Raw genomic sequence first — 23,032 nt, 5'->3', positions numbered from 1 at the left:
CTTTTGGCTTGGGCGGCAATTATATCTGAGGGGTGAAAATAGGGGGAATTCCAAAAGTCGTAGGTGGCACTCGCTGCGGCTAGATTTCCCGAAGCTTGTGGCACACTTGTACTAGGTTGGCTGGCCAAGTTTTCTACGATACTGATTAACCTTTTCTTTCTTCTGGTGTCCCCTAGGTCTGCATACTGTAATTCTTGGGCTGCCCATTTCTCCATTTTTTTGCTTACCTCCACCTTAATTCCTTCTTTCAAAACTATACCTATCAATCGTTTCCCCTTTTTTTAAGTTTCTTCTCTTTTTGTTAAGAAAGATCTGACTAATGGATAGCCTTATCAAGGGGGGCAGGGGGGATCCCCCCGCCTATCGGCACCCCCCTTATCAAGGGGGGCAGGGGGGATCGAACCTAAAATCCATTTTTAATTTAATTATAACCAGCTACTTATCAACGATAACGTAATTCAATCACATCTTTTTTGATCGTGACATCATAGGAACCAAAAAAGGTTTGTCCCAAGAGTCCTAACCCTTTCATTTGGGGAGAAATATTAACAATCTGATTATATAAAGTCATCTCGCCAGCTTTAACAAAATTAATGCGACCAAGATAACCAGTAACGACACCGCCGGCGGTATTATTGATTACTTTCCTTTCCCGTTTGACTTTCATCGCTTTCGCCATGGCATCGGTGAGGACGATGCCACTAGCACCTGTATCAAAAAGCATTTCATAGGAGTGACGGTGATTAAAAACTACCATCACCGTGGGAATGCCTTTAACCCGGCGTTGAATCGGTAGCTGATAAACTTGCGGGGAATTTTTCCTATTTCTAGATGAACCGCCACAGAGACGGCTAAGATCTATGTGTTGTCCATCTGCTCTTTGGAGAAAGCATTCCGATTGAGCGAGAGTCGTAGGGGTGAAGGGAAATAACAGCAGAGTGCTGGCTAATGCGATCGCAGAAATAGACCTATTCATGGGTTTAACATCGAGAAGACCGACTCGGAAAAGAACGCTTCTAGCCCTATAATTGCCCAAAAATACGGGAAAATAACAGGAGTTTAACCCGGAGGCCAAGCCATTGAGCGATCGCCTAAGAGATGGACATGAAGATGATCGACGGTTTGACCCCCCTGTTCCCCATTATTGATCACCACGCGATAACCTTGACTTAATTTAGCTTCGGCGGCCACCTTTTTAACAGTTAGTAACAAATGTCCCAATAAATTGCGATCGCCTTCGCTGGCTTCCTCTAGTTTCGGAATCGGTTTTTTGGGGATAATGAGGATATGGGTGGGTGCTTGGGGATTAACATCTCGAAAAGCGAGAACCAGATCATCTTCATAGACGATCGAGGCGGGAATTTCTTTCCGGATAATTTTGCTAAAAATAGTCTCACTCATAGACAAATTGCTTTTTTTTTCAACTATACCATTAAGCTCTCAGCTTTTCTGGCTAGGTTATCCCGAGAAATAGGCTGATTTTCAGGGTAAATTCCCAGATAAAATCATTTTTATGCGGAAAACTAGCCTAACATCCTGTTTCATTTTCCTAAGAACTCACTTTATTTTTACTTGAGCCAAAATGTTAGCAAGGGTTTGGAGTGCGGCAATTATCGGCATCGATGCCATTAAAATCGGGGTAGAGGTGGATGTATCGGGGGGATTGCCCGGAATTGCCGTGGTGGGTTTACCCGATACCGCCGTGCAGGAGTCGAAAGAAAGGGTAAAAGCTTCCCTAAAAAATGCCGGATTTGCCTTTCCCATCCGCAAAATTGTCATCAATTTAAGTCCTGCCGATATCCGCAAAGAGGGTCCAATTTATGATTTACCGATTAGTATCGGCATTTTAGGAGCCTCCGAACAGGTAGAAGCCGATTTATTGGGGGATTTTCTCTTTTTAGGTGAATTATCCCTCGATGGCAGTTTGCGTGCCGTGGCGGGGGTTTTACCCATTGCTGCCGCCGCCGAAAAAATGGGGATCAAGGGTTTAGTGGTTCCCGCCGATAATGCCAAAGAAGCGGCCGTGGTCAAAGGCGTACAAGTGTATGGGTTTCGTCATCTATCGGAAGTGGTAAATTTCTTAAATAAACCCGATCGCTATTCACCGATGACTTTTAACGCTGCCGAGGAATTTGGGCGATCGCAGGTAAATCTCCCCGATCTCAAGGATGTCAAAGGCCAAGCAATTGGCCGGCGGGCCCTGGAAATTGCCGCAGCTGGAGGTCATAACCTAATTTTTGTCGGGCCACCGGGCAGCGGTAAAACCATGTTAGCGCGACGTTTACCCGGAATTCTGCCCCAGCTTACCTTTGCCGAATCCCTAGAAGTCTCCCAGATTCATTCCGTCGCTGGATTACTGAAAGATCGAGGTTCCCTGGTGCGCGAGCGTCCTTTTCGCAGTCCCCATCACTCCGCTTCCGGAGCGGCGCTGGTGGGAGGTGGCACTTATCCCCGACCGGGAGAAATCTCCCTTTCCCACCGTGGTATTTTATTTTTGGACGAATTAACGGAATTTAAGCGCAGTGTCTTGGAATATCTCCGACAACCCCTAGAGGATGGTTATGTGAGCATTTCTCGCACTCGTCTTTCCGTCGCTTTTCCGGCCCGTTTTACCTTGGTGGCCAGTACCAATCCCTGTCCCTGTGGTTATTACGGCGATTCGGTGCAACCCTGCAGCTGTTCACCGCGACAACGGGAACAATATTGGGCGAAATTATCGGGGCCGCTTTTAGACCGTATTGACCTACAAGTGACGGTAAATCGCCTGAAACCGGAAGAAATGACCCAAGAGAGTCGGGGAGAAGCTTCTGAGCAAGTGCGGCAACGGGTAGAAGGGGCCCGGCAAAAGGCCAGCGATCGCTTTCAGAATACGGGGATTCGCTCTAATGCGGAGATGAATTCCGAGCATTTGCGGCGTTTTTGCGCTCTTGATCAGAGCAGTCGCCATATTTTAGAAGGGGCAATCCGAAAATTGGGTTTATCGGCCCGAGCAATGGATCGCATTCTCAAAGTTGCCCGCACCATTGCCGATTTAGGAGATAGTGAAATGCTGAAAAGTTCCCACGTTGCCGAAGCAATTCAGTATCGCACTCTCGATCGTTTAAGCTAGGGTTTGCGGCAAAAAGTTTGTTGGTGGGGTTAGGAGTCAGGAGTCTGGGGAGTCAGTGCTGATGAAAAAATTTTCACCACCACAGATGAAAGAGGTTTCTTTCCCCACACCCCACACCCCACACCCTACACCCTACACCCTCTTTCAAGTCAGGAGTCAAGAATCGGGGGATTCTAAGCGTTTTTGCCATTCTTGATCGATTTTATCGGAGCGCTCGATCTCTTGTTCGAGATAGTCTTGATCGGTAGAATAACTAATATCAGCATCTGTAATCACTTTTTGGTCAGCAAATTGACGAGAGTAGTCCAGTTTTTGCTCCAATTCAGGATTACTTTGGGCTAATAAATCTGCTCTTTTTTCTCGCTGTTGATTGCGTTGATTAACCCGCTCATTTCTCCACTGTAAAAAGAAATAACGACCGAGGGGAATCCCCAAAAAAGCACCGGCATAACTGAGGAGAAAACCGTAGATTCCTGTGACTATTGACCCCAGAGAACCGCTCAAATCCACACTATCACTGTTGAGCAAAGATCCTAAAACTAAAGCGAGGATAAAGTTAACCACCCCTAAACCTAAAGCTAGGATAATTTGACCGCTATCTGCTTCGCTAAACTTCCAGCGTTTTTCCTTTAGATAGGGGGAAACTGTTTGTAATTTTCTCTCTTTGGTTGTCACCTGTAGATCAGGAAAATAATAGATAATATCGCCTCGATCGGATACTTGCGGCAATCCATTAAAGCGAGTTAAAACTGGTAGTATATAATCTTCTGTCTCCTCATGACTGGGGGTAATACTATCGAGATAGGGGGCAATTTGTGGAGCGATAATCGAGCCACGATTATTTTGAATTACTTTACCGATAATTTGCCAGCGTCTCTCCTCTAAATTAAAATTAGGATCGCCATCGCCAAAAAGAAAAGAAAAAACTGCCTCGAGAAAATTCATCTTACTAGGGGGTTTGTCTGCCTTAACTTCCCGATCTCTTCTTTCGTAGTAGTTATTACCAAAATCGGGATAAAAAATCCAGAAAAAGTCCGTGGGAAAGAAGTTAATATTAATGTTATTATTTCCCGAATTGTTATCCGAGTCACTATCTTTAAACATTAAGCCGATCAGGATCGCTAGGATAGCCAGCAACAGGATTAAAATCGAAATAATTAAAACAATGCCGAAGGAAATGCGAATAACATAAAAAACTACTTTCCAGATTTTACTCCCGAAAGCTTTTAACTGCAATTGCCAATATTTATTCAGAAGAATCGACCGAAAATTTTCGGGGAAAAGATAGATAATCTCCCCCGTATCTGCTACCTGTAAATGTCCCCCCGCTTCCGCAGCTAAAGCTAATAATCCCTGTTGTGCAGCGTTAATCTCTAAACCCGATTTTGCCGCCACATCACCCACCGTAACCCGATAGCCTAATTTTTCGATCGATTGTAATAGAGACTCTTGGGGATTCATAGAAAATACTGTTCCTGTCGATTATCCTATTTTCTAGTGTAGTTTTGATTTTGTCTTTTTGGTGGCGGCTATCTTGATTGACAGGTGCGGCATTTTGGACTCGATCGAGAAAATATCGTTATAATTGTTCCAATAGTCGCAAAAAGCAGGGCTAAACTGTATAAATAGTTACTTTATAAGCAATTATCAGAGGTGAGCATGAATGCGTCGGAACAGGCAAAAGGATTAGAATTAACGGCGAAGATCGCCACACTCGTCAACCTGTTTAAACAACAATTCCCCGATGCAAAGGCAGATCTGAAACCTTGGCGCAACGATCCCCACACAAGGGAGTTAACGGATCCCGACTCGATCGATATCGCTTTCCATTTTCCCGGTTGGAGTCCCAGAATTCAAGGGCGCAGTATTCTGGTACAAATTCGTTTTCATCTCGATAGCGAGGATCAGCATCAGCGTTTGATTGGCTTAGAAATGCAGGCTTTTAACCATCAAGGAACCGCTTGGCGACTATCTACGGTGGAAAATTGGCAATTAGTCGGCAATTATCAACCCTCTCCTAAGGTGGCTGATAAGTTAAAATATTTCAGCCGGCAGGTGTTTGAAGTTTTTAAAAATGAGCATCTATAGCTGATTTATCAATAATTTAATCTACAATTTTTCTAAGGCTTTTCTCTCTTTTTCAGTCACTTCTCGCCATTGATTGGGTTGTAATCCTGTTAAGCATAATTTATTGTTTTTGTCAATAGTAATGGCGGTTCTAATTAATCTTAAAGTGGGATAACCAACGGCAGCCGTCATCCTTCTTACCTGACGATTTCTTCCCTCAGTTAAGGTAATTTCTAACCAAGCGGTGGGAACAGATTTTCGATAACGAATCGCTGGCTCTCTGGGGGGTAAATCCGGTTCAAAATCTAGTAAATTAACTATTGCCGGTCGAGTGCGATAATCCTGAATATGAAGACCTTGACGCAATTTTTCTAAAGCGTTTAGGTCTGGAATTCTTTCGACTTGTACCCAATAGGTGCGCGGATGTGCAAATTGACGATGGCCCAAACGATGCTGTAATTGACCGTTATCTGTGAGTAATAATAATCCCTCGCTGTCCCTATCTAAACGACCGACAGAATAGATATTTGGGATGGGAATATAATCTTTTAAAGTCGAGCGCCCATTTTCATCAGTAAACTGACATAATACATCGTAGGGTTTATAAAAAAGGATATATTTATTCAAGGGAAAAAGGAGTCGGGAGATAGGAGTCAGGAGATAGGAGTCAGGAGTCAGGAGATAAGTAGTCGTGTAAAATAAATTTCCTAGTGAAGATAGGCAAAAGGCAAGAGGCAAAAGGCAAGAGGTAGTTAGATATGTTTAATTAATTTTGCCTGGGTACTTAACTGATAACTGATAACTGATAACTGATTACTGATTTAATCCCGTTGATGGGAGAATTGATAAGCACCCACAATCGAGAGAAGAATAGCGACGATTAACAAAATGGGGATAGCGAACCAAGGGAATTGATTAATATCGTAGGCTGCGGCTCTTAATCCCAGACTAGCATAGGTGAGGGGTAAGGAATAAACAATAATTTTTAATGGCCAGGGTAAGGTTTGGGGATCGAAAAAAGTTGCTCCTAAAAAAGACATCGGCACGATTAAAAAGTTATTATACAGACTGACACTTTCGAGGGATGTAACTCGCAATCCGACAATTGCCCCTAAACCGGCAAAGACGGCACAATTTAAGATTAAAACTAATAAAAAGAGGGGATTGAGAAAACTGGCAAATTTTCCTGTAAATAAGATAGCAATGAGAATCACCGATGCAGAAGTCATTACACCGCGCAAAATTCCCGCGAAAACTTTGCCTAAAAATAATGAGAGAGGATGGACGGGAAGTAATAATAATTCCTCGAAGGTTTTACTAAATAAGCGATCGCCACAGATGGAAAAGGTGGTTCCCCCGAAACTGATCGCCATTGAGGACAGGGCCACCATTCCGGGTAAAATAAATTCTAGATAAGAATCGCCGATCGAGGGTTTCATCGAGCGATCGAGGGCACTTCCCAACCCCAACCCGAAACCGATAATATAGATTAGGGGAGAAACTAGACCGGTGGCGGCGATCTGAAGGACTCTCGCCCGTAAATCTAGCCATTCTCCCCAAAATACGGTTAAAGTGTCTGTTAATATCGTCTGAGCTTGAGCTAGTTTCACTGGTATTTTGGTTAATTAGTAAATATACTTTTAATAATAATTAACAATTGTCCCCTTTTTCAAGAGCGAGCTTTTCGGACTAGAAAAATAATCATCCTAAATCCGTTGAGCATGATGCTACTTAGGGTTTGTGGCAAAATTGGCTAATGACTTGGCCGCTCAAGCTTGCAAAAATAGTCCCTTCGGGTGCATCTCATCAGCTGTTAGGTGTTATATAGCGTTTTTCCGTCTGCTGAGGTACAAAAGTTATGGGTTTTAGGCAAAAGGGAAGAAAAATAGGCGTACCTCACCAGCTTAGGAAACGCTATATAACCAGCTACTTACTTACAAATCATCCAACAAGAGCGTTACTAACACCTTATCGACGCGATTACCGTCCATATCCACCACTTCCAAACGCAACCTTTGCCATTCAAAATGATCGGCAGCCCCCGGAATCCTACCAAGATGGGTAATAATAAAACCCCCTAAAGTGTGATAATTGCCCTGTTTTTCCCCCGGTAATTCACTGATTTCAAATAATTCTTTAAAATCTTCGATCGCCACTGTGCCATCAATCAACCAAGAACCATCTTCCCGCTGCACGATCTGTGCATCTTCAATATTATCTAATTGGGGTAAATCGCCGACAATTGCCTCTAAAATATCCTGGCGCGTCACCAATCCTTGAATCACCCCGTACTCATCCACTACCAAGGCAATATGATGACCACTTTGCTGCACTAATTCTAAAACTTTTAAACCCCTAGTGCTTTCCGGCACAAAAAGCGGCTGCTGTAAATCCTTCGTTAGGTCGAAACTTTCACCGGTTAAACAATCGGCCAATAAGTCTGTGACTTCAATTACCCCCAAAACCTCATCTAAACTGCCCTGACACACAGGAAAACGGGTATGATTGCTCTCAATTAGCTTCTGGCGATTAATTTCGGCACTATCTTCCAAATCTAACCAAACAACATCCGGACGCGTGGTCATAATCTGACTTACTCGGCGATCACTCAATCCTAACACCCTTTCCACCATATCCTGTTCTGCTTCCTCAAAGGTTCCCGCTTCGGTTCCCTGTTTAAGCATAATTTTCAATTCTTCTTCCGTAATTGGGGAATCATTATTATTACCGCTAATCCCCAACAAACCGAGAATCAGATTAGTCGATTTACTCAAAAGATGGACAACGGGCGAAACAATTTTTGATAACCTGTCGAGAGGATTAGCAACAAGGATAGCGATTTTTTCTGGATTACTTAAACCTAAGCGTTTCGGCACTAATTCCCCCACCACTAGGGATAGATAGGTAATAATTAACACCACTAATCCTAATCCCAAAGCTTGACTATAGGGGGCTAAAACAGGAACTTGCGCCAATAATTGCGCCACACTGACCGATAAATTAGCCCCTCCGTAGGCCCCAGCAAAGATACCCACGAGGGTAATGCCAATCTGCACCGTCGATAAAATTTGATTGGGATCATTGGCCAATTTTAAGGCCACCGCCGCCCGTCGATCATCTCTGGCTAATTGTTCCAAACGGATTTTGCGGGCCGAGACAATGGCAATTTCCGAGAGAGCAAAGACTCCATTGAGGAGGATGAGGAAGAAGATAACAAGAATTTCGGTAGTCGCCGAGAACATGGTTAAAGGTTACAGGTAAAAGGGCGGATAGTTGTTTGTATCATAGTGCGAGGATCGGTTAAGTTCAGTAAAGAATCATCTTGATTTTTAACGAGTTACGAAGGCTTGTGTCTGGAGGGGGTTACTCCCAGTATAAATGGGATAGGATCAAGTCCGCACTCTTAGCTCAGTTAGCAGTGAACAGTCAGGAGTGACCTGTTGCCAGTAAAAAAAAGTTGTCCCTGGGAGAGTGGGGACAAACTATCTCAATCTATTCGCCTGAAAAATTATGATCGCTACACCCGTATCATCGAAATCGAACCCTATCACGGAAATACGCCCCGGACTACCAACTATTTGCGGTTGGGAACAGGAAATCGCAGCGATTGTTAATCACGATGATCCGATCTTTTTACCGACAACAAATCTCAAATTAGACAATATTAAGGCTGGTTTTGCCTGTGCCTTGCATATGCACCAACCCACTATCCCGGCGGGTGTTAACGGGGAATTAATCTGCAATCTCCAGCATATGTTCGAAAATCAGGGGGATGGTGATAACCACAATGCCAGCGTTTTTGCCTGGTGTTACAGTCGCATGGGCGATTTTATCCCGGAATTGGTGGCGGAAGGCTGTAATCCCCGGATTATGCTCGATTATTCCGGCAATCTCCTCTGGGGTTTGGTGCAGATGGGACGGCAGGATATCCTCGATAAACTCAAATTAATCACCTGTAACAGTCAATATCAACCCTATGTGGAATGGTTGGGGACGATGTGGAGTCACGCGGTGGCTCCTTCCACACCGATTCCTGATCTAAAATTACAGATGCAAGCATGGCAAACCTATTTTGCCTCGATTTTTGGCGTGGATGCTCTAAAACGAGTCAAAGGGTTCTCTCCCCCGGAAATGCACCTTCCTAATCATCCCGATACCCTCTACGAGTATATTAAAGCTCTGAAAGAATGCGGCTATCGTTGGTTATTGGTACAGGAACACTCGGTGGAAAATCTCGACGGTTCGGGATTGAGTCAGGAACAAAAATATATTCCTAATCGCCTGGTGGCCCGTAATTCTCGCGGTGAAGTGATTGCGATTACTGCTTTGATTAAAACCCAGGGTTCCGACACCAAATTAGTTGCCCAAATGCAACCCTACCACGAGGCCAAATGCCGCAGTAAACAGCAAATCGGCGGCGTTTGGGTTCCTTCCTTAGGTTCCCAGATTGCCGATGGTGAAAATGGTGGCGTGATGATGAATGAATTTCCTCGCGATTTTCCCAATCCTTGGCGGGAAATGCAGGGGGGTTCCAGTGTGGCAGGATTTAACGGTACGGAATATCTGGAGTTAATCGAGGCTGCTGGCGTTAATCCCCAAGATTATCCCCCAATTCAAGCCGTACACCAGCATAAAATCTGGCAGCGAGTTAATCCGGATGCCGCTACCCCAGAAGCGGTAGAACAGGCGATCGTTGAGTTAAAACAGACCGACCACCGTTTTAGCATGGATGGGGCCTCTTGGACAAATGATCTCAGTTGGGTGCGCGGTTACGAAAATGTCCTCGAACCGATGAACCAATTAAGCGCTCAATTCCACGAGAAATATGATCCTTTAGTACAGGCGGATCCTAGCTTCACCCGACGACCGGATTATCTGGAGGCACTACTTTATAATTTGCTCGTGCAAACCAGTTGTTTCCGTTATTGGGGCCAGGGTACTTGGACCGATTATGCCCGCACTTTATACGCAAGAGGCGCGGCCTTAACCCGCTAGGATAGTAAGCTATCTAGGGCGCAGATTCTGCGCCCTATTAGCACAAGTGTATTAAACTAAATCCTGTTAAAAAGGTATCGGGGAGCGGCGAGAAACAATCCATCTTCCTTACATTAATTTACGAACCCTCTCTTAACTGTTTTTTAGCTTACCAAACAGCCCCAAGGTGATTCTCCCCGTTGGCAACCCTAATCCCGCAACAATTAGAGACAACACCGATGATGACTGGCGCTTCCCCTGCTTTCCACCCACCCCCCGATTCTTCCGGGGTAAAAGTGCAGTGCCATGGACGAGTATTATGGCTAGGCATAGGTTGCATCCGGGGCACGGAGAAAGCGGTCATAGATAGGGCAATTAGGGCTGTTTTTCAGCGTTATCACCTCTCTTTAGCCGCTATTGCTGGTATCGCCACCCTTGACATCAAAGCTGATGAACTGGGTTTAATTACCTACTGTCAGGAGAAAGGATTGCCCCTAAAAACCTTTACTGTCGAGGAGTTGAGAGATATTAATGTCCCCAATCCCTCAGCCATTGTCAACAAGCAAGGGGGAACCCCTAGCGTCGCTGAGGCTGCCGCTTTAAAAATGGGCGAGATTTTGCTAGTCAGCAAGCAAATAGAAGCAAAATCGGTGACGGTGGCAGTTTCTTTGGCAGCAAGGGAATATAGAGGATACGAAATCGATGCTTAAACAGGTTTTATTTCTTAGTAATGGTCATGGTGAGGATTTAAATGCTAGTTTAATTGTGGGAGAATTACAAAAAATTCAGCCCCAATTATCTATAGCTGCTTTGCCTTTAGTGGGAGAGGGAAAAGCTTATCAAAAATTGCCAGTACCCATTATTGCCCCCACTGCCACTATGCCATCGGGGGGAATTATTTATACCAATCCTTTTAATTGGATTAAAGATATTGGGGCGGGATTAATCGGTCTAACTATTAAACAAATTCAGGCAGCTTTTAAAGTTAGCAAGAATTGTGATTTATTGATAGCAGTGGGGGATATTGTGCCGATTGCGATCGCTCGTTTAACTGGTCGTCCTTTTGTGGCTTTTATTGTTTCTACTTCCAGTTATTACGAAGGTACAATTAAATTACCTTTACTGACAGAATTATGTTTAAGATCAGACAAGTGTTTAAGGGTTTTTACCAGAGATAAATATACAGCAACAGACCTACAAAATCGGGGTATTAAAAAAGCGATTTTTGCTGGTTATCCGATTATGGATGTCTTAACACCAACGGGTAAAGATTTAGAATTAGATAGTCAAATTCCCATGATTGCTTTATTAGCGGGGAGTCGTTTACCCGAAGCTTTGAGTAATTTAGCTTTACAGTTACAAGTCTGTGAGGAAATAGTTAAAATTAAACCGATGCAGTTTCGGGCTGCTATCGTTCCTAGTATCAGAGAAACCGACTTAGAAAATTTAGCTAAACAAGAGGGATGGCATTATTTAGGAGCGGGAAAACTAGAGAAAAACGGGGCTTTATTGTGCTGTTATCGTGATGCTTTTGCCGATATTCTACACCATTGTGACGCTTGTTTAGCCATGGCGGGGACAGCAGTAGAACAAGCGGTAGGATTAGGAAAACCCGTCCTACAAATACCCGGATTTGGTCCCCAATTTACCTACCCTTTTGCTGAGGCACAAATGCGCTTATTAGGGGAATCGGTGATAACTATTGGAAAGAAACCCACGGAGGTAAATTTATTTAAAAATGCTGCGGTTAAAATTATCGATATTTTGGCAGACTCTCAGTATTTACATAGATGTTTAGAGAACGGTAAAATTAGAGTGGGAGAGTCTGGAGGTAGCAAGAATATTGCCGAAGAAATTTATATGAAATTAGGGTGTTAAGTAGCTAGTTATAATTAAATTAAAAATGGATTTTAGGTTTGATACCCCCTACCCCCCTTGATAAGGGGGGTATCTGAAAGTTTTTAATACCTACCTACTTAGGGCAGCGTAATCCAGCTTAAAATGAGCTCAATTACCTTCTAATTAAACATCGTCATTTTCCCGAACAGATAAAAACTCAGCCACCGCTTGATTAAAAGTTTCAGGTTCCCCTAAAAATGCCCAATGATTACCCGGTATCTTTTTAATCTCTAGAGAAGTTAAATACTTTTTATAGGATTGAATTTGCCAAGTAGTGCGATTTAATCCTTGTTGAGGAAGGATTAATAAACTGGGAATATCTAAAGCTTTAGTTAATCCAGCAAACCCCATGACATCCTCAAAAATTTCCCCGCGTGCCGATAAAGTAAATTTACTGCTCCAACTGCCATCCGCTTTTTGTTCAATGGCATTTTTAAACACCTCTTGCTGTAAATTTGACCAACCTTTATATTGTTTTAATTGACGAGCGATCGCTTCTATGCTCTGATAACTATCAAAAGAACGAGTAATCTTTAAAAAGGGCAAAACCTGATAGAGAATTGGAAAAGTTATCCTAATCCAACTAGGCATTTTATCGATAAAAAAGGGATCGACTAAAATTAAACTCTTAAATACTTCTGGCTGTTGAGTTGCCCAAATCGCCGCTATTTTAGCACTCCAAGAATGACCTAAAATATGTGCTTGCGTCCAACCTAAATGATTAATTAAAGCCCTTAAATCGCCGATATAATCCTGAAAGTGATAACCGGTTGTTGGTTTACCGCTTTCCCCATGTCCCCGCAAATCTGGGGCAATAACTTGATAATTTGAGCGTAAATAATCGCCCAAACTTGACCAAACCAGAGCATGATCCGCCATGCCGTGCAATAATAGTAGAGGCATACCTCGATCGCTCCATTGTAAATAGGAAATTGCCATCGAGTTATTGGTAAAAGTCTGGCGTTGTGGCATAAATTCTCGACTGATTTTTACTCTATAATTTACCTATCACTTAATAAAACTTCATACAATGGCACTACAATCTCCGATCACTGGGACTAGCTTAGAGCAATTGTCTTGGACATGGCAAGGTCACACCATCCCCTACACCGTGCGGGGAGAAGGACAACCCCTAGTATTAATTCACGGTTTTGGGGCATCTATCGGTCATTGGCGCAAAAATATCCCCGTTTTAGCGGAAAATGGCTATCAAGTCTATGCCCTAGATCTCTTGGGATTTGGGGGTGCGGATAAGCCCGCTTTAGATTATAGTCTCAACCTTTGGCTGCGGCAAATACAAGACTTTTGGCGGGAAAAAATCGCAAAACCGACCGTATTTGTCGGTAATTCCATCGGGGGACTGATTGCCTTAATGCTGATGGCAGAATCTCCCGAAATCACTGCCGCAGGAGTAATTATCAACTGTGCGGGAGGATTAAACCATCGTCCCGAAGAATTAAATTTCCCCTTGCGTTTAATCATGGCTGCCTTTACCGGTTTAGTTAGTTCCCCCGTGACAGGAAAGTTTATTTTTGAACAGGTAAGACAGAAAAATCGCATCCGGAACACCTTAAAACAGGTTTATCGCGACCATACTGCGATTACCGAGGAATTAGTCGAAATTCTCTATCAACCCTCCTGTGATGCGGGTGCGTGGGGAGTGTTCGCATCGGTGTTGACAGCACCCCCTGGACCTTCTCCCCAGGAATTATTACCGCCAATCGATCGCCCTTTATTGGTACTCTGGGGAGAGGATGACCCTTGGACACCGATCGCTGGTTCGGTAATTTACCAAGAAAGAGCTAAAATGGGCAATAATACCCAATTTTATCCGATTGCCAAAGCTGGTCACTGTCCCCACGATGAACATCCCGAAAAAGTTAATCAATTAATTTTGAGTTGGCTGTCGGAAATGGGGATTTAGTCAGTTATGGAAGATTTTAGCGATTAATAGTTACTGGAGAAATCTGCCAATCGGGGCGAAGATTTTTCGCCCCCCGGAGATAGACGTGCTGCATTTCCCCTTGTAGTTTGGGAGTATTAACGTGGAGAATTACGCGAATACACTTTTCTAGACTACTAGCGACGTGCATCTGTTGCACATCGAGGAGGGGGACATTTTGCCAGTCGGGACGTTCGCGAGCGATAGCAGCGGGGAAAATCGCGTCTAAATCCTGAGTTGCCGTAAAGATAATACTAACAATATCATCGGGATCGAGACTATTGTGAATTTCGATCGCTTCGAGGAGTTCTGTCACTGCTTCTCGTATAGCTTCAATAGTATTAACCGTTACCGTCGTTGCTCCCCGAATGGCTCGAACCTTCCACTGCACGATTGTTATCCTCCGATAATCCTGATGAGTCAATTTTAGGGGTTAACGCGCCCTTTTTCTCGACTTTAATCTGGTCATCAGGGTCGGTATAACCACAATAGTTGTCCGTTAACTTCCAATTCAAATTCTAGACGCTGTAGGGTTTTTTGTAATCCTGGGGGTATTTGGGAACGATTGCCCGTCAGACGACTGAGCAGGGGTTTCGGTTCTTCGATAGTCTGACATTTAGTTTTATCTGGGGGTAATCCTGCCAATTCTAGCGCCCAAAGTCGGGCATCTTCCTCGGTTCCCAGGCGATCAACCACTCCTAATTCTAACGCCTGTTGACCGGTAAAAATGCGCCCATCGGCAAAACTTTTCACCTGATTGACATCTAAATTTCTCGCTCCGGCGACGGTTTGCAGAAATTGCTGATAACTGGTATCGATCATATCCTGGAGAATTCTTTCTTCTTCATCAGTTAATTCTCGATCGAAGGAGAGAATATCTTTATAAGGGCCAGATTTAATCACTTTAAACGAAACTCCCACCTTATCCAACAATCTTTCTAGATTGTTCCCCCTCAGGATAACACCGATCGAGCCGGTAATCGTGCCGGGGTTAGCCATAATATAATTAGCCCCCATACCGATATAAACGCCGCCAGAGGCGGAAATATTGCCAAAACTAGCGATTATTTTCGTGGTTTTTTGTAACCGCTTCAATGCTTCATAAATTTCCTGGGAATCCCCCACGGTTCCCCCGGGGGAGTCAATGCGGAGAAGTAGGGCGGGATATTGCCTTTCTTTGACGATTTCTAGGGCTTTTAAGACTCTTTGGCGGGTATCGGAGGCAATTGCACCTGTAATTTCTATTCGAGCGATTTGTTTGCGGGTTTTCGGTTTAAAAGGCCAGACCATCAGGTTTAAATATCTCTCAAAAAAGGACTCTCTCTAATCTAACGCTTTGATCGTTCTAGGTTAAGCAGACATTATATTTCAGAATTTAAGGACAAAATGTCTGGTTAAGTGTATAATGGCATTAAGTGACCAGAGTTGAGGTAGGCGAGGTGAACATTTGGGCAAGGTGGAATCCTTTAATTTAGATGGCTTAGATCTGTTTTTCAATTCTCACGATCATTTGCCACCTCATTTTCATGTTCGTAAACCGGGCCAATGGGAAATTAGAGTTTTTTTCTTACTTTGTAATCAAGAAAATGGTCTAAATTTTCAGGTGAAATGGCCCGCCAATGCCAAAATATCTAGTAAGGAAAAAAAGCAAATACTCGACCACGTTTTAGCCAATCGTTCTGCGCTCCTGATTGAATGGGAGGCAAAAGTCTGTACGCAGGGGAATTAATCATGTTAAATAAGCCAGAAATTACTGTTATAATTGAGGATAAAGAAATTTATAATTTCTTGCCAGAGTTTCAATCTGTGCAGATTCTTTCTTTACCAGATTTAAAGAATATTGATTCTTTAAAAAACATCTTTATTTGTACTTCTTTGACCAGTTTAAAAGCAGTGTCAGATATTGCCAGAAATGCTAATGATAAACATCATCTGCGAGGTCTTTTTATCCGAGCAGACATTGATTCTATCTGGTTGCCGCAACTATTTAAACAGGCCAATTTACGCACCCTGCGAAATACCCTCGTTTATCGAGATTTTATTTTACCGACAAGGGTGATTAATGCTTGGATTTGGGGAGCGCAAGAGCATTTAATCGCCAGAGCTTTAGTTATTGGGGAAAGTTTATTAATCAGTCGCTGTGATCTCGATGAGCTAGAAATTCCCTTTGCATCTATGCCAGCTTTACAGCGTATTCCTCTAGAAGAAAGAGAGAAGTTTATTATAGCAGAAGATGGTAGTTATATTCATTGGCCAGTCGTGGACATTCATCTTGATATAGAGGCTTTTTTGAGTGTGATTGAACCAGTAGCAAAACAAAAGTTTGCAGCGATTAAATTAAAACATGATCAGATTTTTGGTCGAGCGATTGCCTCTTTACGCAAACAGCATCAACTGCGACAATCAGATATTATAGGAGTATCCGAGCGTCAAGTGAGACGCATTGAACAGGGAGAAGGAACAAAGGTAGAAACCCTTAATTTATTTGCCCAAGCTCACAAAATGGAACTTAATGATTATCTTGATGCTGTTGCTGGGTTAATCGATAATACTTCAGTAGATTTGCTCCAGTCTTAAGCTTTTAACCCTTGATTAATTCGAGTAATTGTGCTTCGGTTAGCTGAGTAATGCCCAATTCTAGGGCTTTTTCTAGCTTAGAACCCGCCGCTTCTCCTAGCACTAAATAATCAGTTTTTTTGCTGACAGAACCCGTCACTTTCCCCCCGGCTTTTTCGATTAATTCTTTCGCTTCCTCCCGTTTGAGAGTTGGTAAAGTGCCAGTAATGACAAAGGTTTTCCCTGCTAAAGTCGCTTTTGTGGTGGTGGTTTTTGCTGCTGCGGCAAATTGTAAACCCGCTGCCTGTAATTTAGCGACTAAATCCCGATTAGCGGCGATTTTAAACCAATCATAGACCGATTGAGCGATTTCTTCACCGATACCATAAACAGAGGCTAAATTAGTCACGCTGGCGTTAGCTAACTCCTCCACAGTCCGAAAACTTTCGGCGAGAATTTTGGCGTTAACGCTGCCCACATAGCGAATTCCTAGCCCATAAAGTACCCTCGACCAGCTTTGATTTTTGCTCTGAGCCATAGCTTTAATCAAATTTAAGGCGGATTTCTCGCCCATTCGGTCTAATTTGGCAATTTCCGTTTTTTCGAGGCTGTAGAGGTCAGAAATAGCGGTAACTAATCCCTGTTCAATCAGCAAAATCACCACTTTTTCCCCTAATCCCCGGATATCGAGAGCATCGCGACTGGCCCAATGTACCACACTTCCCCGCAAAATCGCCGGACAGGAACTATTGACACAGCGCGTCACCGCTTCCCCCACCGGACGGACTAGGGGAGATTGACATTCAGGGCAATTAGTGGGCATCTGGAAGGGTAAGGTGTGGCTAGGACGCAATTCTGGCAGGATTCTCACCACTTCCGGGATAATTTCCCCCGCTTTGCGGATAATTACCGTGTCACCGACGCGGATATCTAATTCGGCCACTCGATCGCTATTATGTAAAGTAGCCCTTTGTACGGTGGTTCCTGCTACCTGTACCGGTTCCATCACCGCCATGGGTGTGACTGCGCCGGTGCGTCCCACATTGACGATAATATCTTTAACTACCGTGGGGACTTCTTCGGCAGGATATTTTAAAGCGATGGCCCACCGGGGGAATTTTTGAGTGAATCCTAAGCGATTTTGTCGCTGTAAATCGTTGATTTTGACTACGACACCATCGGTCATGTAGGCTAATTGATGACGTTTTTCTTGCCAATCTTGATAGTATTGCGCCACTTCTTGCAGGGATGGACAGAGTTGACGGTGGGGATTAACCAGAAATCCCATGGTTTCTAATCTATCTAAGGATTGCCATTGAGTAGTGATATTGTTATCGTCTAAATGCAGGGTATAGGCAAAAAATTGTAAGCGTCTTTTATCAACTATTTTCGGATCTAATTGTCGTAGGGTTCCTGCTGCCGCATTGCGGGGATTAGCAAAGAGAGATTCCCTTTTTTCTTCTCTTTCTTGATTGATTTTATCGAAGGTATCGAGAGGTAAAAAGGCTTCACCGCGCACTTCCACAATTGCTGGGGGATTATCTATATTTAAGCGTAAAGGAATAGAGCGAATTGTCCGCACATTGGGGGTAATATCTTCGCCATTGACTCCATCCCCTCTAGTAACACCTCTGACTAAAAAGCCGTTTTCGTAGGTTAAAGCTAACGCGGAACCATCGATTTTTAATTCACACACATATTCCGTGTCTTGGGTTTCATTTACATATCTTTGCCAACGGTTGCCCCATTTATTTAATTCTTCGAGGTTAAAGGCATTTTCGAGACTATACAGGGGAATATTATGACGAACAGAAACGAATTGACTAGAGATTTTATCCCCGACTCTTTGGGTGGGACTATCGGGGGTGATTAATTGGGGATAACGCTTTTCTATGTCTTCTAACTCCCGATAAAGTTGATCATAAACGCTATCGGATATAAAAGGATCATCAAGAACATAATAAGCATAACTGGCCCTTTGTAGTTCTGTTTTTAATTGTTGGCAGCGTTGTTGGATTTCTAAGGGGATAGTCATAATCGTTAATAATGCTACTGGGCAAAAACCATTTGAGGAGTTAATTTTAAACTGGGAAATGTTATCGATATTATCCTATCTTCGTTGTTAAATTCTGCCAGTTCATAAAATCCCGAAATTAGGTTTAAAACCGATATTTTTAGGGCAATAGGATCGATAATCCAGTATTCAGGAATGCCTCTCACTGCGTATTCTGAACGTTTATAACGGTAGTCATCATCAGCATTATTGGGGCTAACAATTTCTACAACTAACAGGGGAGGAAATTCAATCACTGCTGTGGTCATATTTCTAATCTCTTGACATTGTTCGGCAGTTAAAATCATTAAGTCGGGAATTCTCGATTTAGCTTTATCGGTGCGAATTCCCACGGTAGCAGGCATGACTTTCCAGTCTAATTGTAGCCTCTCTATTTCCCTTTCTAACACCTTAAATATATATCTAAGTATCAAAGCATGAAAGCCACTAGCGGGAGGCATGGAAATTAATTCTCCGTTAAATAATTCGTATTTATCATCCGTGCAGTCCTGATAATTTAAATATTCCGCAAAGGTATATATTTTTTGTTGGGTAGCAATCATAAAAGTCTCCAGCTAATATTTTACTGTGCAAAGACCATTTGAGGAGTTAATTGTAAATCGGGAAATGTCACCGATATTATCCTATCTTCGTTGTTAAATTCTGCCAGTTCATAAAATCCCGAAATTAGGTTTAAAACCGATATTTTTAGGGCAATAGGATCGATAATCCAGTATTCAGGAATGCCTCTCACTGCGTATTCTGAACGTTTATAACGGTAGTCATCATCAGCATTATTGGGGCTAACAATTTCTACAACTAACAGGGGAGGAAATTCAATCACTGCTGTGGTCATATTTCTAATCTCTTGACATTGTTCGGCAGTTAAAATCATTAAGTCGGGAATTCTCGATTTAGCTTTATCGGTGCGAATTCCCACCGTAGCGGGCATAACTTGCCAGTCTAATTGTAGCCTCTCTATTTCCCTTTCTAACACCTTAAATATATATCTAAGTATCAAAGAATGAAAGCCACTAGCGGGAGGCATGGAAATTAATTCTCCGTTAAATAATTCGTATTTATCATCCGTGCAGTCCTGATAATTTAAATATTCCGCAAAGGTATATAATTTTTCTTTGGTGACAACCATAATAATCTCTAGAAAAAACTTAATTGAATATCCTTAAGGGGGGTAGGGTTGATTCATGAATCAACCCTACTATTAATCAACCCTAGGGTTAGGGGGAATCTGACAATTTTTAACACCTAGCTTTTTACTTAAGATTCGATATCCTCAACTTTTTTGGGAACCGTTGCAGTTAAAACCTCATTTCCTGTGGCAGTAACTAACACATCATCTTCGATACGGATACCGATACCCCGCCATTTTTCTGGCACTTCCGGCTGTCCCTCAGCCGGTTTAATATCGGGGGAGATATAAATCCCCGGTTCCACGGTTAAAACATGACCAGGCTGCAAAGTTTGCCAAGTTTCTTCGTTAACTTTATAACCTCCCGCATCATGGACATCTAATCCTAACCAATGGCCAGTTCTGTGCATATAAAAAGGCTTATATTTTTCCTCTTTAATTATCTCATCAATGTCGCCGACCAATAGCCCTAAATCCACTAATCCCTCCACAATTGTCCTCACGGCTGTGTCATGAAAAAGATTATAAGGATTACCAGTTTTTACCACTTCAATCGCCTTTAATTGAGCTTCCAGAACAATTTCATAGATAATTTTTTGTTCGGGGGTAAATTTACCATTAACGGGAAAAGTGCGGGTAATATCACCGTTATAGTAATTGTAGGCACAACCAGCATCAATTAATAAAAGCTCATTTTCTTGTACTTGGCGATTATTGTTGATATAGTGCAGAATACAGGCATTAGCACCACTAGCAACAATAGAAGGATAAGCGGGACCCATACCCCCTTCTAGGCGAAAAGTATGCTCAATTTCCGCTTGAATTTGATACTCGTAGTGACCAACTTTGGTAAATTCTCTGGCCCGATTATGTGCCTGTGCTGAAATAGCAGTTGCTTGGCGAATATTGTCCAATTCGGCCTCGGTTTTCAGTAAGCGCAAAGGATGGAGAATAAAATTAGTATCCTCTAAAGCAGTCGGTCCAGTGCCGCGACGGGGAAAAGTGGCGATTAATTTTTGCCAGTGCTTGAGAACATTTGTATTAAAAGTTTTGTCCCGGCCGAGATGATAATAAATTCGTTCGGCTTTTTCGAGATATTGGGGTAATTTTTCGTCCAATTCTTCGATAGAATAGGCCTCATCAGCAGCAAAAATTTCCTTTGCTCCTTCCACACCGTGGAGATAGCCGGTCCAGGTTTCTTTTTCTGGGTCTTTTGGCTGCACGAACAGGATAAACTGATGTTCGGGGTGATGGGGTGCTAAAACCGCCACCGCCTCCGGTTCATTAAATCCTGTCAGGTAAAAAAAGTCACTATCCTGACGATAGGTGTATTCTACGTCATTGTGCATGACCACCATGGGCGCACTGCGAAAAATTGCCGTTCCATTGCCGATTTTTTCCATTACCTGCTGACGACGCTGCTGAAACTCTCTGCGATCGATGCCCATAGATATTCCTAAAAATGTCACAATAAGTCCTAGAGTCTATTATCGCTAATATTTTTAATTTATGACCCCTGAAGAACCGGATTTTTCCCAAGATATCATCGAAAGGCGCGAGTTTACCCTAGCAGATTTTATCGCTCAAGAGGGGGCGGATTTCCTCAAAGGAGAATCTCCTGTCCCCAAATTGGTGCAAGTTACCACAGAGATTAAACAATTTATTGCCGCTAATTTAGGGGATTCTTCGGGAGCTTTGCAGATAATTTTACAGCTTATTGTCGATGAAGAATTAACCAAAGTCAGTCAAAATTTAGATAATCCCGTTCAAGCTTTACAGTTAATCCTAGAAGAAATTTTAGACAATCAAGAATTACTCTATGAATTAGTACACCGAGTCGATGTGAAATGGGGACAATTATACGGGGAACGTCCCTATTTTCAAAAACCCCATCAAAAACCCCACCCTGAAGACGAATACACTCACAATTCCGTCAGAGATAAGTTAGTCAGTTTATTAGCCAGATTAGAAGCGGATAAGTAGTAGAGTTATTAGGAGACTCCGAGATGATTCAAGACATACCTTATCTTTAGGAAAAACTCTGTATTTTAATTATTTCTTAATAAAGACTAACAGGACTGATGGTGAGCAGCAGAAGTTATTAAAAGAGGGCGAAGGCAATTCGCCCCTACAATAATATTTATTATCGCGCCAAAAGTAGGGGCGCACCGCGTGCGCCCAGCGGTCACGGGTGAAAATAGTTGTAAGATCAAAAAATTCTCCGATAACTGTTGCCCTATCCCCCGCGTGCCTACCTATTCCTACTATACCGCCGATGTTTTTAGCGATCGCATTTTTGGCGGTAATCCCCTGGCGGTTTTTCCGGAAGCGTCTGGATTAACCCGCACCCAGATGCAAAAAATCGCCGCCGAATTTAACTTCTCGGAGACAGTCTTCGTTTTTGCGCCAGAAACGCCCCAAGGCACTAAAAAAGTCCGGATTTTCACCCCCAGTACCGAATTACCCTTTGCTGGTCATCCTACCGTCGGCACAGCCTATATTTTAGCCCTAATCGGCGCTATTCCCCCCTACCAAGAAACCACGATTTATCTGGAGGAAGGAGTCGGTTTAGTACCGGTGAAAATTATCATGGAGGGGGAAAAACCGGTCTATAGTGAGTTAAAAGTGGCACAATTGCCAGAATTAGTGACGGATACTTATGCTCTCGATGATTTAGCGGCGATTCTTTCCCTACGCGTTGCCGATTTCTTACCCGGTTATCCCCCACGCGCTTTTTCCTGTGGTCTCCCTTTTTTATTCATCCCCGTCAAAAATCGAGATATTTTAGGGAAAATAAAACTAAATCTAACTCTTTGGTCATCATTATTAGGTCAATCCCCCGCTAATTCCCTTTTTGTCTGCTGTTTTGACCCAGAATCTCCCCTATCTCGTCTCTATGGCCGAATGTTTGCCCCCGGTTTAGGAGTTATGGAAGATCCCGCCACTGGTTCGGCTGTGGCCGCTTTAGCGGGCTACCTAGGGGCCTTAGAATCTTCTAGGGAAGGGATGAATCAATGGACGATAATCCAGGGGGTGGAAATGGGCAGACCCAGCAGTTTACAATTAAAGTTTCAGAAAAACAACCGTAAAATTACGGAAGTTTCTGTGGGTGGTGCATCAGTTCTAGTCTGCCAAGGTAAGATGATAATTCCCGATGGGGAAACAAAAAGCCCTACAAAAGGGTTATTGTGATTATTATTCCCTGAAATCGGTGAGAAACAGGAAAAGATTAAAATTTTGGACTGGTATTATTTAATCGAAACTCTCTATATAGAGAATAAA

General features: G+C 43.0%; 24 protein-coding genes. 10 read left to right on the top strand and 14 right to left on the bottom strand.

The window, feature by feature from the left end:
* From H6G40_RS10085 to H6G40_RS10075, 3 genes are all read right to left on the bottom strand, one after another.
* Positions 1–215: IS4/Tn5 family transposase DNA-binding protein (locus H6G40_RS10085; protein WP_190537532.1), on the bottom strand; the 215-nt coding region annotated here is incomplete at its 3' end.
* A gap of 227 nt (positions 216–442) precedes the next feature.
* A complete protein-coding gene (locus tag H6G40_RS10080; RefSeq protein ID WP_002739793.1) occupies positions 443–976 on the bottom strand; it encodes a retropepsin-like aspartic protease family protein in 534 nt (177 codons plus the stop codon).
* Between the two features lie 83 nt (positions 977–1,059).
* The gene (locus tag H6G40_RS10075) at positions 1,060–1,401 is read right to left on the bottom strand and encodes a histidine triad nucleotide-binding protein (RefSeq protein ID WP_002740118.1); all 342 of its coding nucleotides are present in this window, start codon (positions 1,399–1,401) and stop codon (positions 1,060–1,062) included.
* Between the two features lie 181 nt (positions 1,402–1,582).
* On the opposite strand from H6G40_RS10075, the gene H6G40_RS10070 reads away from it, so the two are divergent.
* Positions 1,583–3,109, top strand: a complete 1,527-nt coding sequence (locus tag H6G40_RS10070) for a YifB family Mg chelatase-like AAA ATPase (RefSeq protein WP_002739907.1) — start codon at positions 1,583–1,585, stop codon at positions 3,107–3,109.
* Between the two features lie 156 nt (positions 3,110–3,265).
* Here the strand turns inward: H6G40_RS10070 and H6G40_RS10065 are convergent, their stop codons facing one another.
* Complete coding sequence (locus tag H6G40_RS10065; protein ID WP_002739648.1) at positions 3,266–4,570, bottom strand: hypothetical protein; 1,305 nt, start codon at positions 4,568–4,570, stop codon at positions 3,266–3,268.
* Positions 4,571–4,768: 198 nt separating this feature from the next.
* Here H6G40_RS10065 and H6G40_RS10060 point away from each other — a divergent pair, with 198 nt between their 5' ends.
* Positions 4,769–5,197, top strand: coding sequence for a hypothetical protein (locus tag H6G40_RS10060; protein WP_002740194.1), 429 nt, complete (start codon positions 4,769–4,771; stop codon positions 5,195–5,197).
* Positions 5,198–5,218: 21 nt separating this feature from the next.
* On the opposite strand, the gene H6G40_RS10055 is transcribed toward H6G40_RS10060, so the two are convergent.
* The 3 genes from H6G40_RS10055 to H6G40_RS10045 all read right to left on the bottom strand — a co-directional run bounded on the left by H6G40_RS10055 (position 5,219) and on the right by H6G40_RS10045 (position 8,418).
* Positions 5,219–5,803: a pseudouridine synthase gene (locus H6G40_RS10055; protein ID WP_002740279.1), complete on the bottom strand. Its 585-nt coding sequence runs from the start codon at positions 5,801–5,803 to the stop codon at positions 5,219–5,221.
* Between the two features lie 194 nt (positions 5,804–5,997).
* Entirely contained in the window at positions 5,998–6,786 is a 789-nt protein-coding gene (locus tag H6G40_RS10050) for an ABC transporter permease (protein ID WP_002739916.1), read from the bottom strand.
* A 324-nt stretch (positions 6,787–7,110) separates the two neighbouring features.
* The gene (locus H6G40_RS10045; protein ID WP_130757402.1) at positions 7,111–8,418 is read right to left on the bottom strand and encodes a hemolysin family protein; all 1,308 of its coding nucleotides are present in this window, start codon (positions 8,416–8,418) and stop codon (positions 7,111–7,113) included.
* Between the two features lie 268 nt (positions 8,419–8,686).
* Here H6G40_RS10045 and H6G40_RS10040 point away from each other — a divergent pair, with 268 nt between their 5' ends.
* From H6G40_RS10040 to H6G40_RS10030, 3 genes are all read left to right on the top strand, one after another.
* Positions 8,687–10,171: a polysaccharide deacetylase family protein gene (locus H6G40_RS10040; RefSeq protein ID WP_190537609.1), complete on the top strand. Its 1,485-nt coding sequence runs from the start codon at positions 8,687–8,689 to the stop codon at positions 10,169–10,171.
* Positions 10,172–10,392: 221 nt separating this feature from the next.
* Complete coding sequence (locus H6G40_RS10035) at positions 10,393–10,860, top strand: cobalamin biosynthesis protein (RefSeq protein WP_071590361.1); 468 nt, start codon at positions 10,393–10,395, stop codon at positions 10,858–10,860.
* On the top strand, positions 10,853–12,028 hold the full coding sequence (locus H6G40_RS10030) for a lipid-A-disaccharide synthase-related protein (RefSeq protein ID WP_190537607.1): 1,176 nt from the start codon (positions 10,853–10,855) through the stop codon (positions 12,026–12,028). Before H6G40_RS10035 ends, H6G40_RS10030 begins: the two co-directional genes overlap by 8 nt.
* Before the next feature lie 144 nt (positions 12,029–12,172).
* Here the strand turns inward: H6G40_RS10030 and H6G40_RS10025 are convergent, their stop codons facing one another.
* Positions 12,173–13,021 (bottom strand): alpha/beta fold hydrolase, encoded by an 849-nt coding sequence (locus H6G40_RS10025; RefSeq protein WP_069475407.1) that lies wholly within the window; start codon positions 13,019–13,021, stop codon positions 12,173–12,175.
* 58 nt (positions 13,022–13,079) lie between these two features.
* Between H6G40_RS10025 and H6G40_RS10020 the strand changes: the two genes are divergently transcribed.
* On the top strand, positions 13,080–13,973 hold the full coding sequence (locus H6G40_RS10020; protein ID WP_190537606.1) for an alpha/beta fold hydrolase: 894 nt from the start codon (positions 13,080–13,082) through the stop codon (positions 13,971–13,973).
* 16 nt (positions 13,974–13,989) lie between these two features.
* Here H6G40_RS10020 and aroH read toward each other — a convergent pair whose 3' ends face one another.
* Positions 13,990–14,391: a chorismate mutase gene (gene aroH, locus H6G40_RS10015; protein WP_190537611.1), complete on the bottom strand. Its 402-nt coding sequence runs from the start codon at positions 14,389–14,391 to the stop codon at positions 13,990–13,992.
* 68 nt (positions 14,392–14,459) lie between these two features.
* On the bottom strand, positions 14,460–15,281 hold the full coding sequence (gene sppA, locus H6G40_RS10010; protein WP_110578845.1) for a signal peptide peptidase SppA: 822 nt from the start codon (positions 15,279–15,281) through the stop codon (positions 14,460–14,462).
* A gap of 166 nt (positions 15,282–15,447) precedes the next feature.
* Between sppA and H6G40_RS10005 the strand changes: the two genes are divergently transcribed.
* Both H6G40_RS10005 and H6G40_RS10000 read left to right on the top strand, forming a co-directional pair.
* Positions 15,448–15,720, top strand: coding sequence for a DUF4160 domain-containing protein (locus H6G40_RS10005; protein ID WP_223211069.1), 273 nt, complete (start codon positions 15,448–15,450; stop codon positions 15,718–15,720).
* A gap of 2 nt (positions 15,721–15,722) precedes the next feature.
* Entirely contained in the window at positions 15,723–16,568 is an 846-nt protein-coding gene (locus H6G40_RS10000; protein ID WP_190537604.1) for a DUF2442 domain-containing protein, read from the top strand.
* 4 nt (positions 16,569–16,572) lie between these two features.
* Here H6G40_RS10000 and ligA read toward each other — a convergent pair whose 3' ends face one another.
* The 4 genes from ligA to H6G40_RS09980 all read right to left on the bottom strand — a co-directional run bounded on the left by ligA (position 16,573) and on the right by H6G40_RS09980 (position 21,198).
* Positions 16,573–18,582 (bottom strand): NAD-dependent DNA ligase LigA, encoded by a 2,010-nt coding sequence (gene ligA / locus H6G40_RS09995; RefSeq protein WP_190537601.1) that lies wholly within the window; start codon positions 18,580–18,582, stop codon positions 16,573–16,575.
* A gap of 14 nt (positions 18,583–18,596) precedes the next feature.
* Positions 18,597–19,163, bottom strand: coding sequence for a Uma2 family endonuclease (locus H6G40_RS09990; protein ID WP_190537600.1), 567 nt, complete (start codon positions 19,161–19,163; stop codon positions 18,597–18,599).
* Positions 19,164–19,183: 20 nt separating this feature from the next.
* Complete coding sequence (locus H6G40_RS09985; RefSeq protein ID WP_002740295.1) at positions 19,184–19,750, bottom strand: Uma2 family endonuclease; 567 nt, start codon at positions 19,748–19,750, stop codon at positions 19,184–19,186.
* A gap of 128 nt (positions 19,751–19,878) precedes the next feature.
* Entirely contained in the window at positions 19,879–21,198 is a 1,320-nt protein-coding gene (locus H6G40_RS09980; RefSeq protein WP_123231059.1) for an aminopeptidase P N-terminal domain-containing protein, read from the bottom strand.
* 61 nt (positions 21,199–21,259) lie between these two features.
* Between H6G40_RS09980 and H6G40_RS09975 the strand changes: the two genes are divergently transcribed.
* Positions 21,260–21,733 carry a hypothetical protein gene (locus tag H6G40_RS09975; protein WP_002739904.1) on the top strand — a complete coding sequence of 158 codons (474 nt, stop codon included), beginning with the start codon at positions 21,260–21,262 and terminating at the stop codon, positions 21,731–21,733.
* A gap of 264 nt (positions 21,734–21,997) precedes the next feature.
* Entirely contained in the window at positions 21,998–22,942 is a 945-nt protein-coding gene (locus tag H6G40_RS09970; protein ID WP_002776634.1) for a PhzF family phenazine biosynthesis protein, read from the top strand.
* The last annotated feature ends 90 nt before the right edge of the window (positions 22,943–23,032 follow it).

Source organism: Microcystis viridis FACHB-1342, assembly GCF_014698335.1.
In the GTDB taxonomy this organism is placed as follows: Bacteria; Cyanobacteriota; Cyanobacteriia; order Cyanobacteriales; family Microcystaceae; genus Microcystis; species Microcystis ichthyoblabe_A.
The sequence above is the reverse complement of the archived record's forward strand: the minus strand, read 5'-3'. Positions and strand labels throughout refer to the sequence as shown.

What these genes read in the sequence shown, in the direction of transcription:
- H6G40_RS10025 (WP_069475407.1), bottom strand. Translation starts at nt 13,021, where the DNA reads ATGCCACAACGCCAGACTTTTACCAATAACTCGATGGCAATTTCCTAT.
- H6G40_RS10060 (WP_002740194.1), top strand. Translation starts at nt 4,769, where the DNA reads ATGAATGCGTCGGAACAGGCAAAAGGATTAGAATTAACGGCGAAGATC.
- H6G40_RS09990 (WP_190537600.1), bottom strand. Translation starts at nt 19,163, where the DNA reads ATGATTGCTACCCAACAAAAAATATATACCTTTGCGGAATATTTAAAT.
- H6G40_RS09980 (WP_123231059.1), bottom strand. Translation starts at nt 21,198, where the DNA reads ATGGGCATCGATCGCAGAGAGTTTCAGCAGCGTCGTCAGCAGGTAATG.
- sppA (WP_110578845.1), bottom strand. Translation starts at nt 15,281, where the DNA reads ATGGTCTGGCCTTTTAAACCGAAAACCCGCAAACAAATCGCTCGAATA.
- H6G40_RS10020 (WP_190537606.1), top strand. Translation starts at nt 13,080, where the DNA reads ATGGCACTACAATCTCCGATCACTGGGACTAGCTTAGAGCAATTGTCT.
- H6G40_RS10030 (WP_190537607.1), top strand. Translation starts at nt 10,853, where the DNA reads ATGCTTAAACAGGTTTTATTTCTTAGTAATGGTCATGGTGAGGATTTA.
- H6G40_RS10035 (WP_071590361.1), top strand. Translation starts at nt 10,393, where the DNA reads ATGACTGGCGCTTCCCCTGCTTTCCACCCACCCCCCGATTCTTCCGGG.
- ligA (WP_190537601.1), bottom strand. Translation starts at nt 18,582, where the DNA reads ATGACTATCCCCTTAGAAATCCAACAACGCTGCCAACAATTAAAAACA.
- H6G40_RS10045 (WP_130757402.1), bottom strand. Translation starts at nt 8,418, where the DNA reads ATGTTCTCGGCGACTACCGAAATTCTTGTTATCTTCTTCCTCATCCTC.
- H6G40_RS10065 (WP_002739648.1), bottom strand. Translation starts at nt 4,570, where the DNA reads ATGAATCCCCAAGAGTCTCTATTACAATCGATCGAAAAATTAGGCTAT.
- H6G40_RS10080 (WP_002739793.1), bottom strand. Translation starts at nt 976, where the DNA reads ATGAATAGGTCTATTTCTGCGATCGCATTAGCCAGCACTCTGCTGTTA.
- H6G40_RS10040 (WP_190537609.1), top strand. Translation starts at nt 8,687, where the DNA reads ATGATCGCTACACCCGTATCATCGAAATCGAACCCTATCACGGAAATA.
- H6G40_RS10075 (WP_002740118.1), bottom strand. Translation starts at nt 1,401, where the DNA reads ATGAGTGAGACTATTTTTAGCAAAATTATCCGGAAAGAAATTCCCGCC.
- H6G40_RS09975 (WP_002739904.1), top strand. Translation starts at nt 21,260, where the DNA reads ATGACCCCTGAAGAACCGGATTTTTCCCAAGATATCATCGAAAGGCGC.
- H6G40_RS10070 (WP_002739907.1), top strand. Translation starts at nt 1,583, where the DNA reads ATGTTAGCAAGGGTTTGGAGTGCGGCAATTATCGGCATCGATGCCATT.
- H6G40_RS10000 (WP_190537604.1), top strand. Translation starts at nt 15,723, where the DNA reads ATGTTAAATAAGCCAGAAATTACTGTTATAATTGAGGATAAAGAAATT.
- H6G40_RS09985 (WP_002740295.1), bottom strand. Translation starts at nt 19,750, where the DNA reads ATGGTTGTCACCAAAGAAAAATTATATACCTTTGCGGAATATTTAAAT.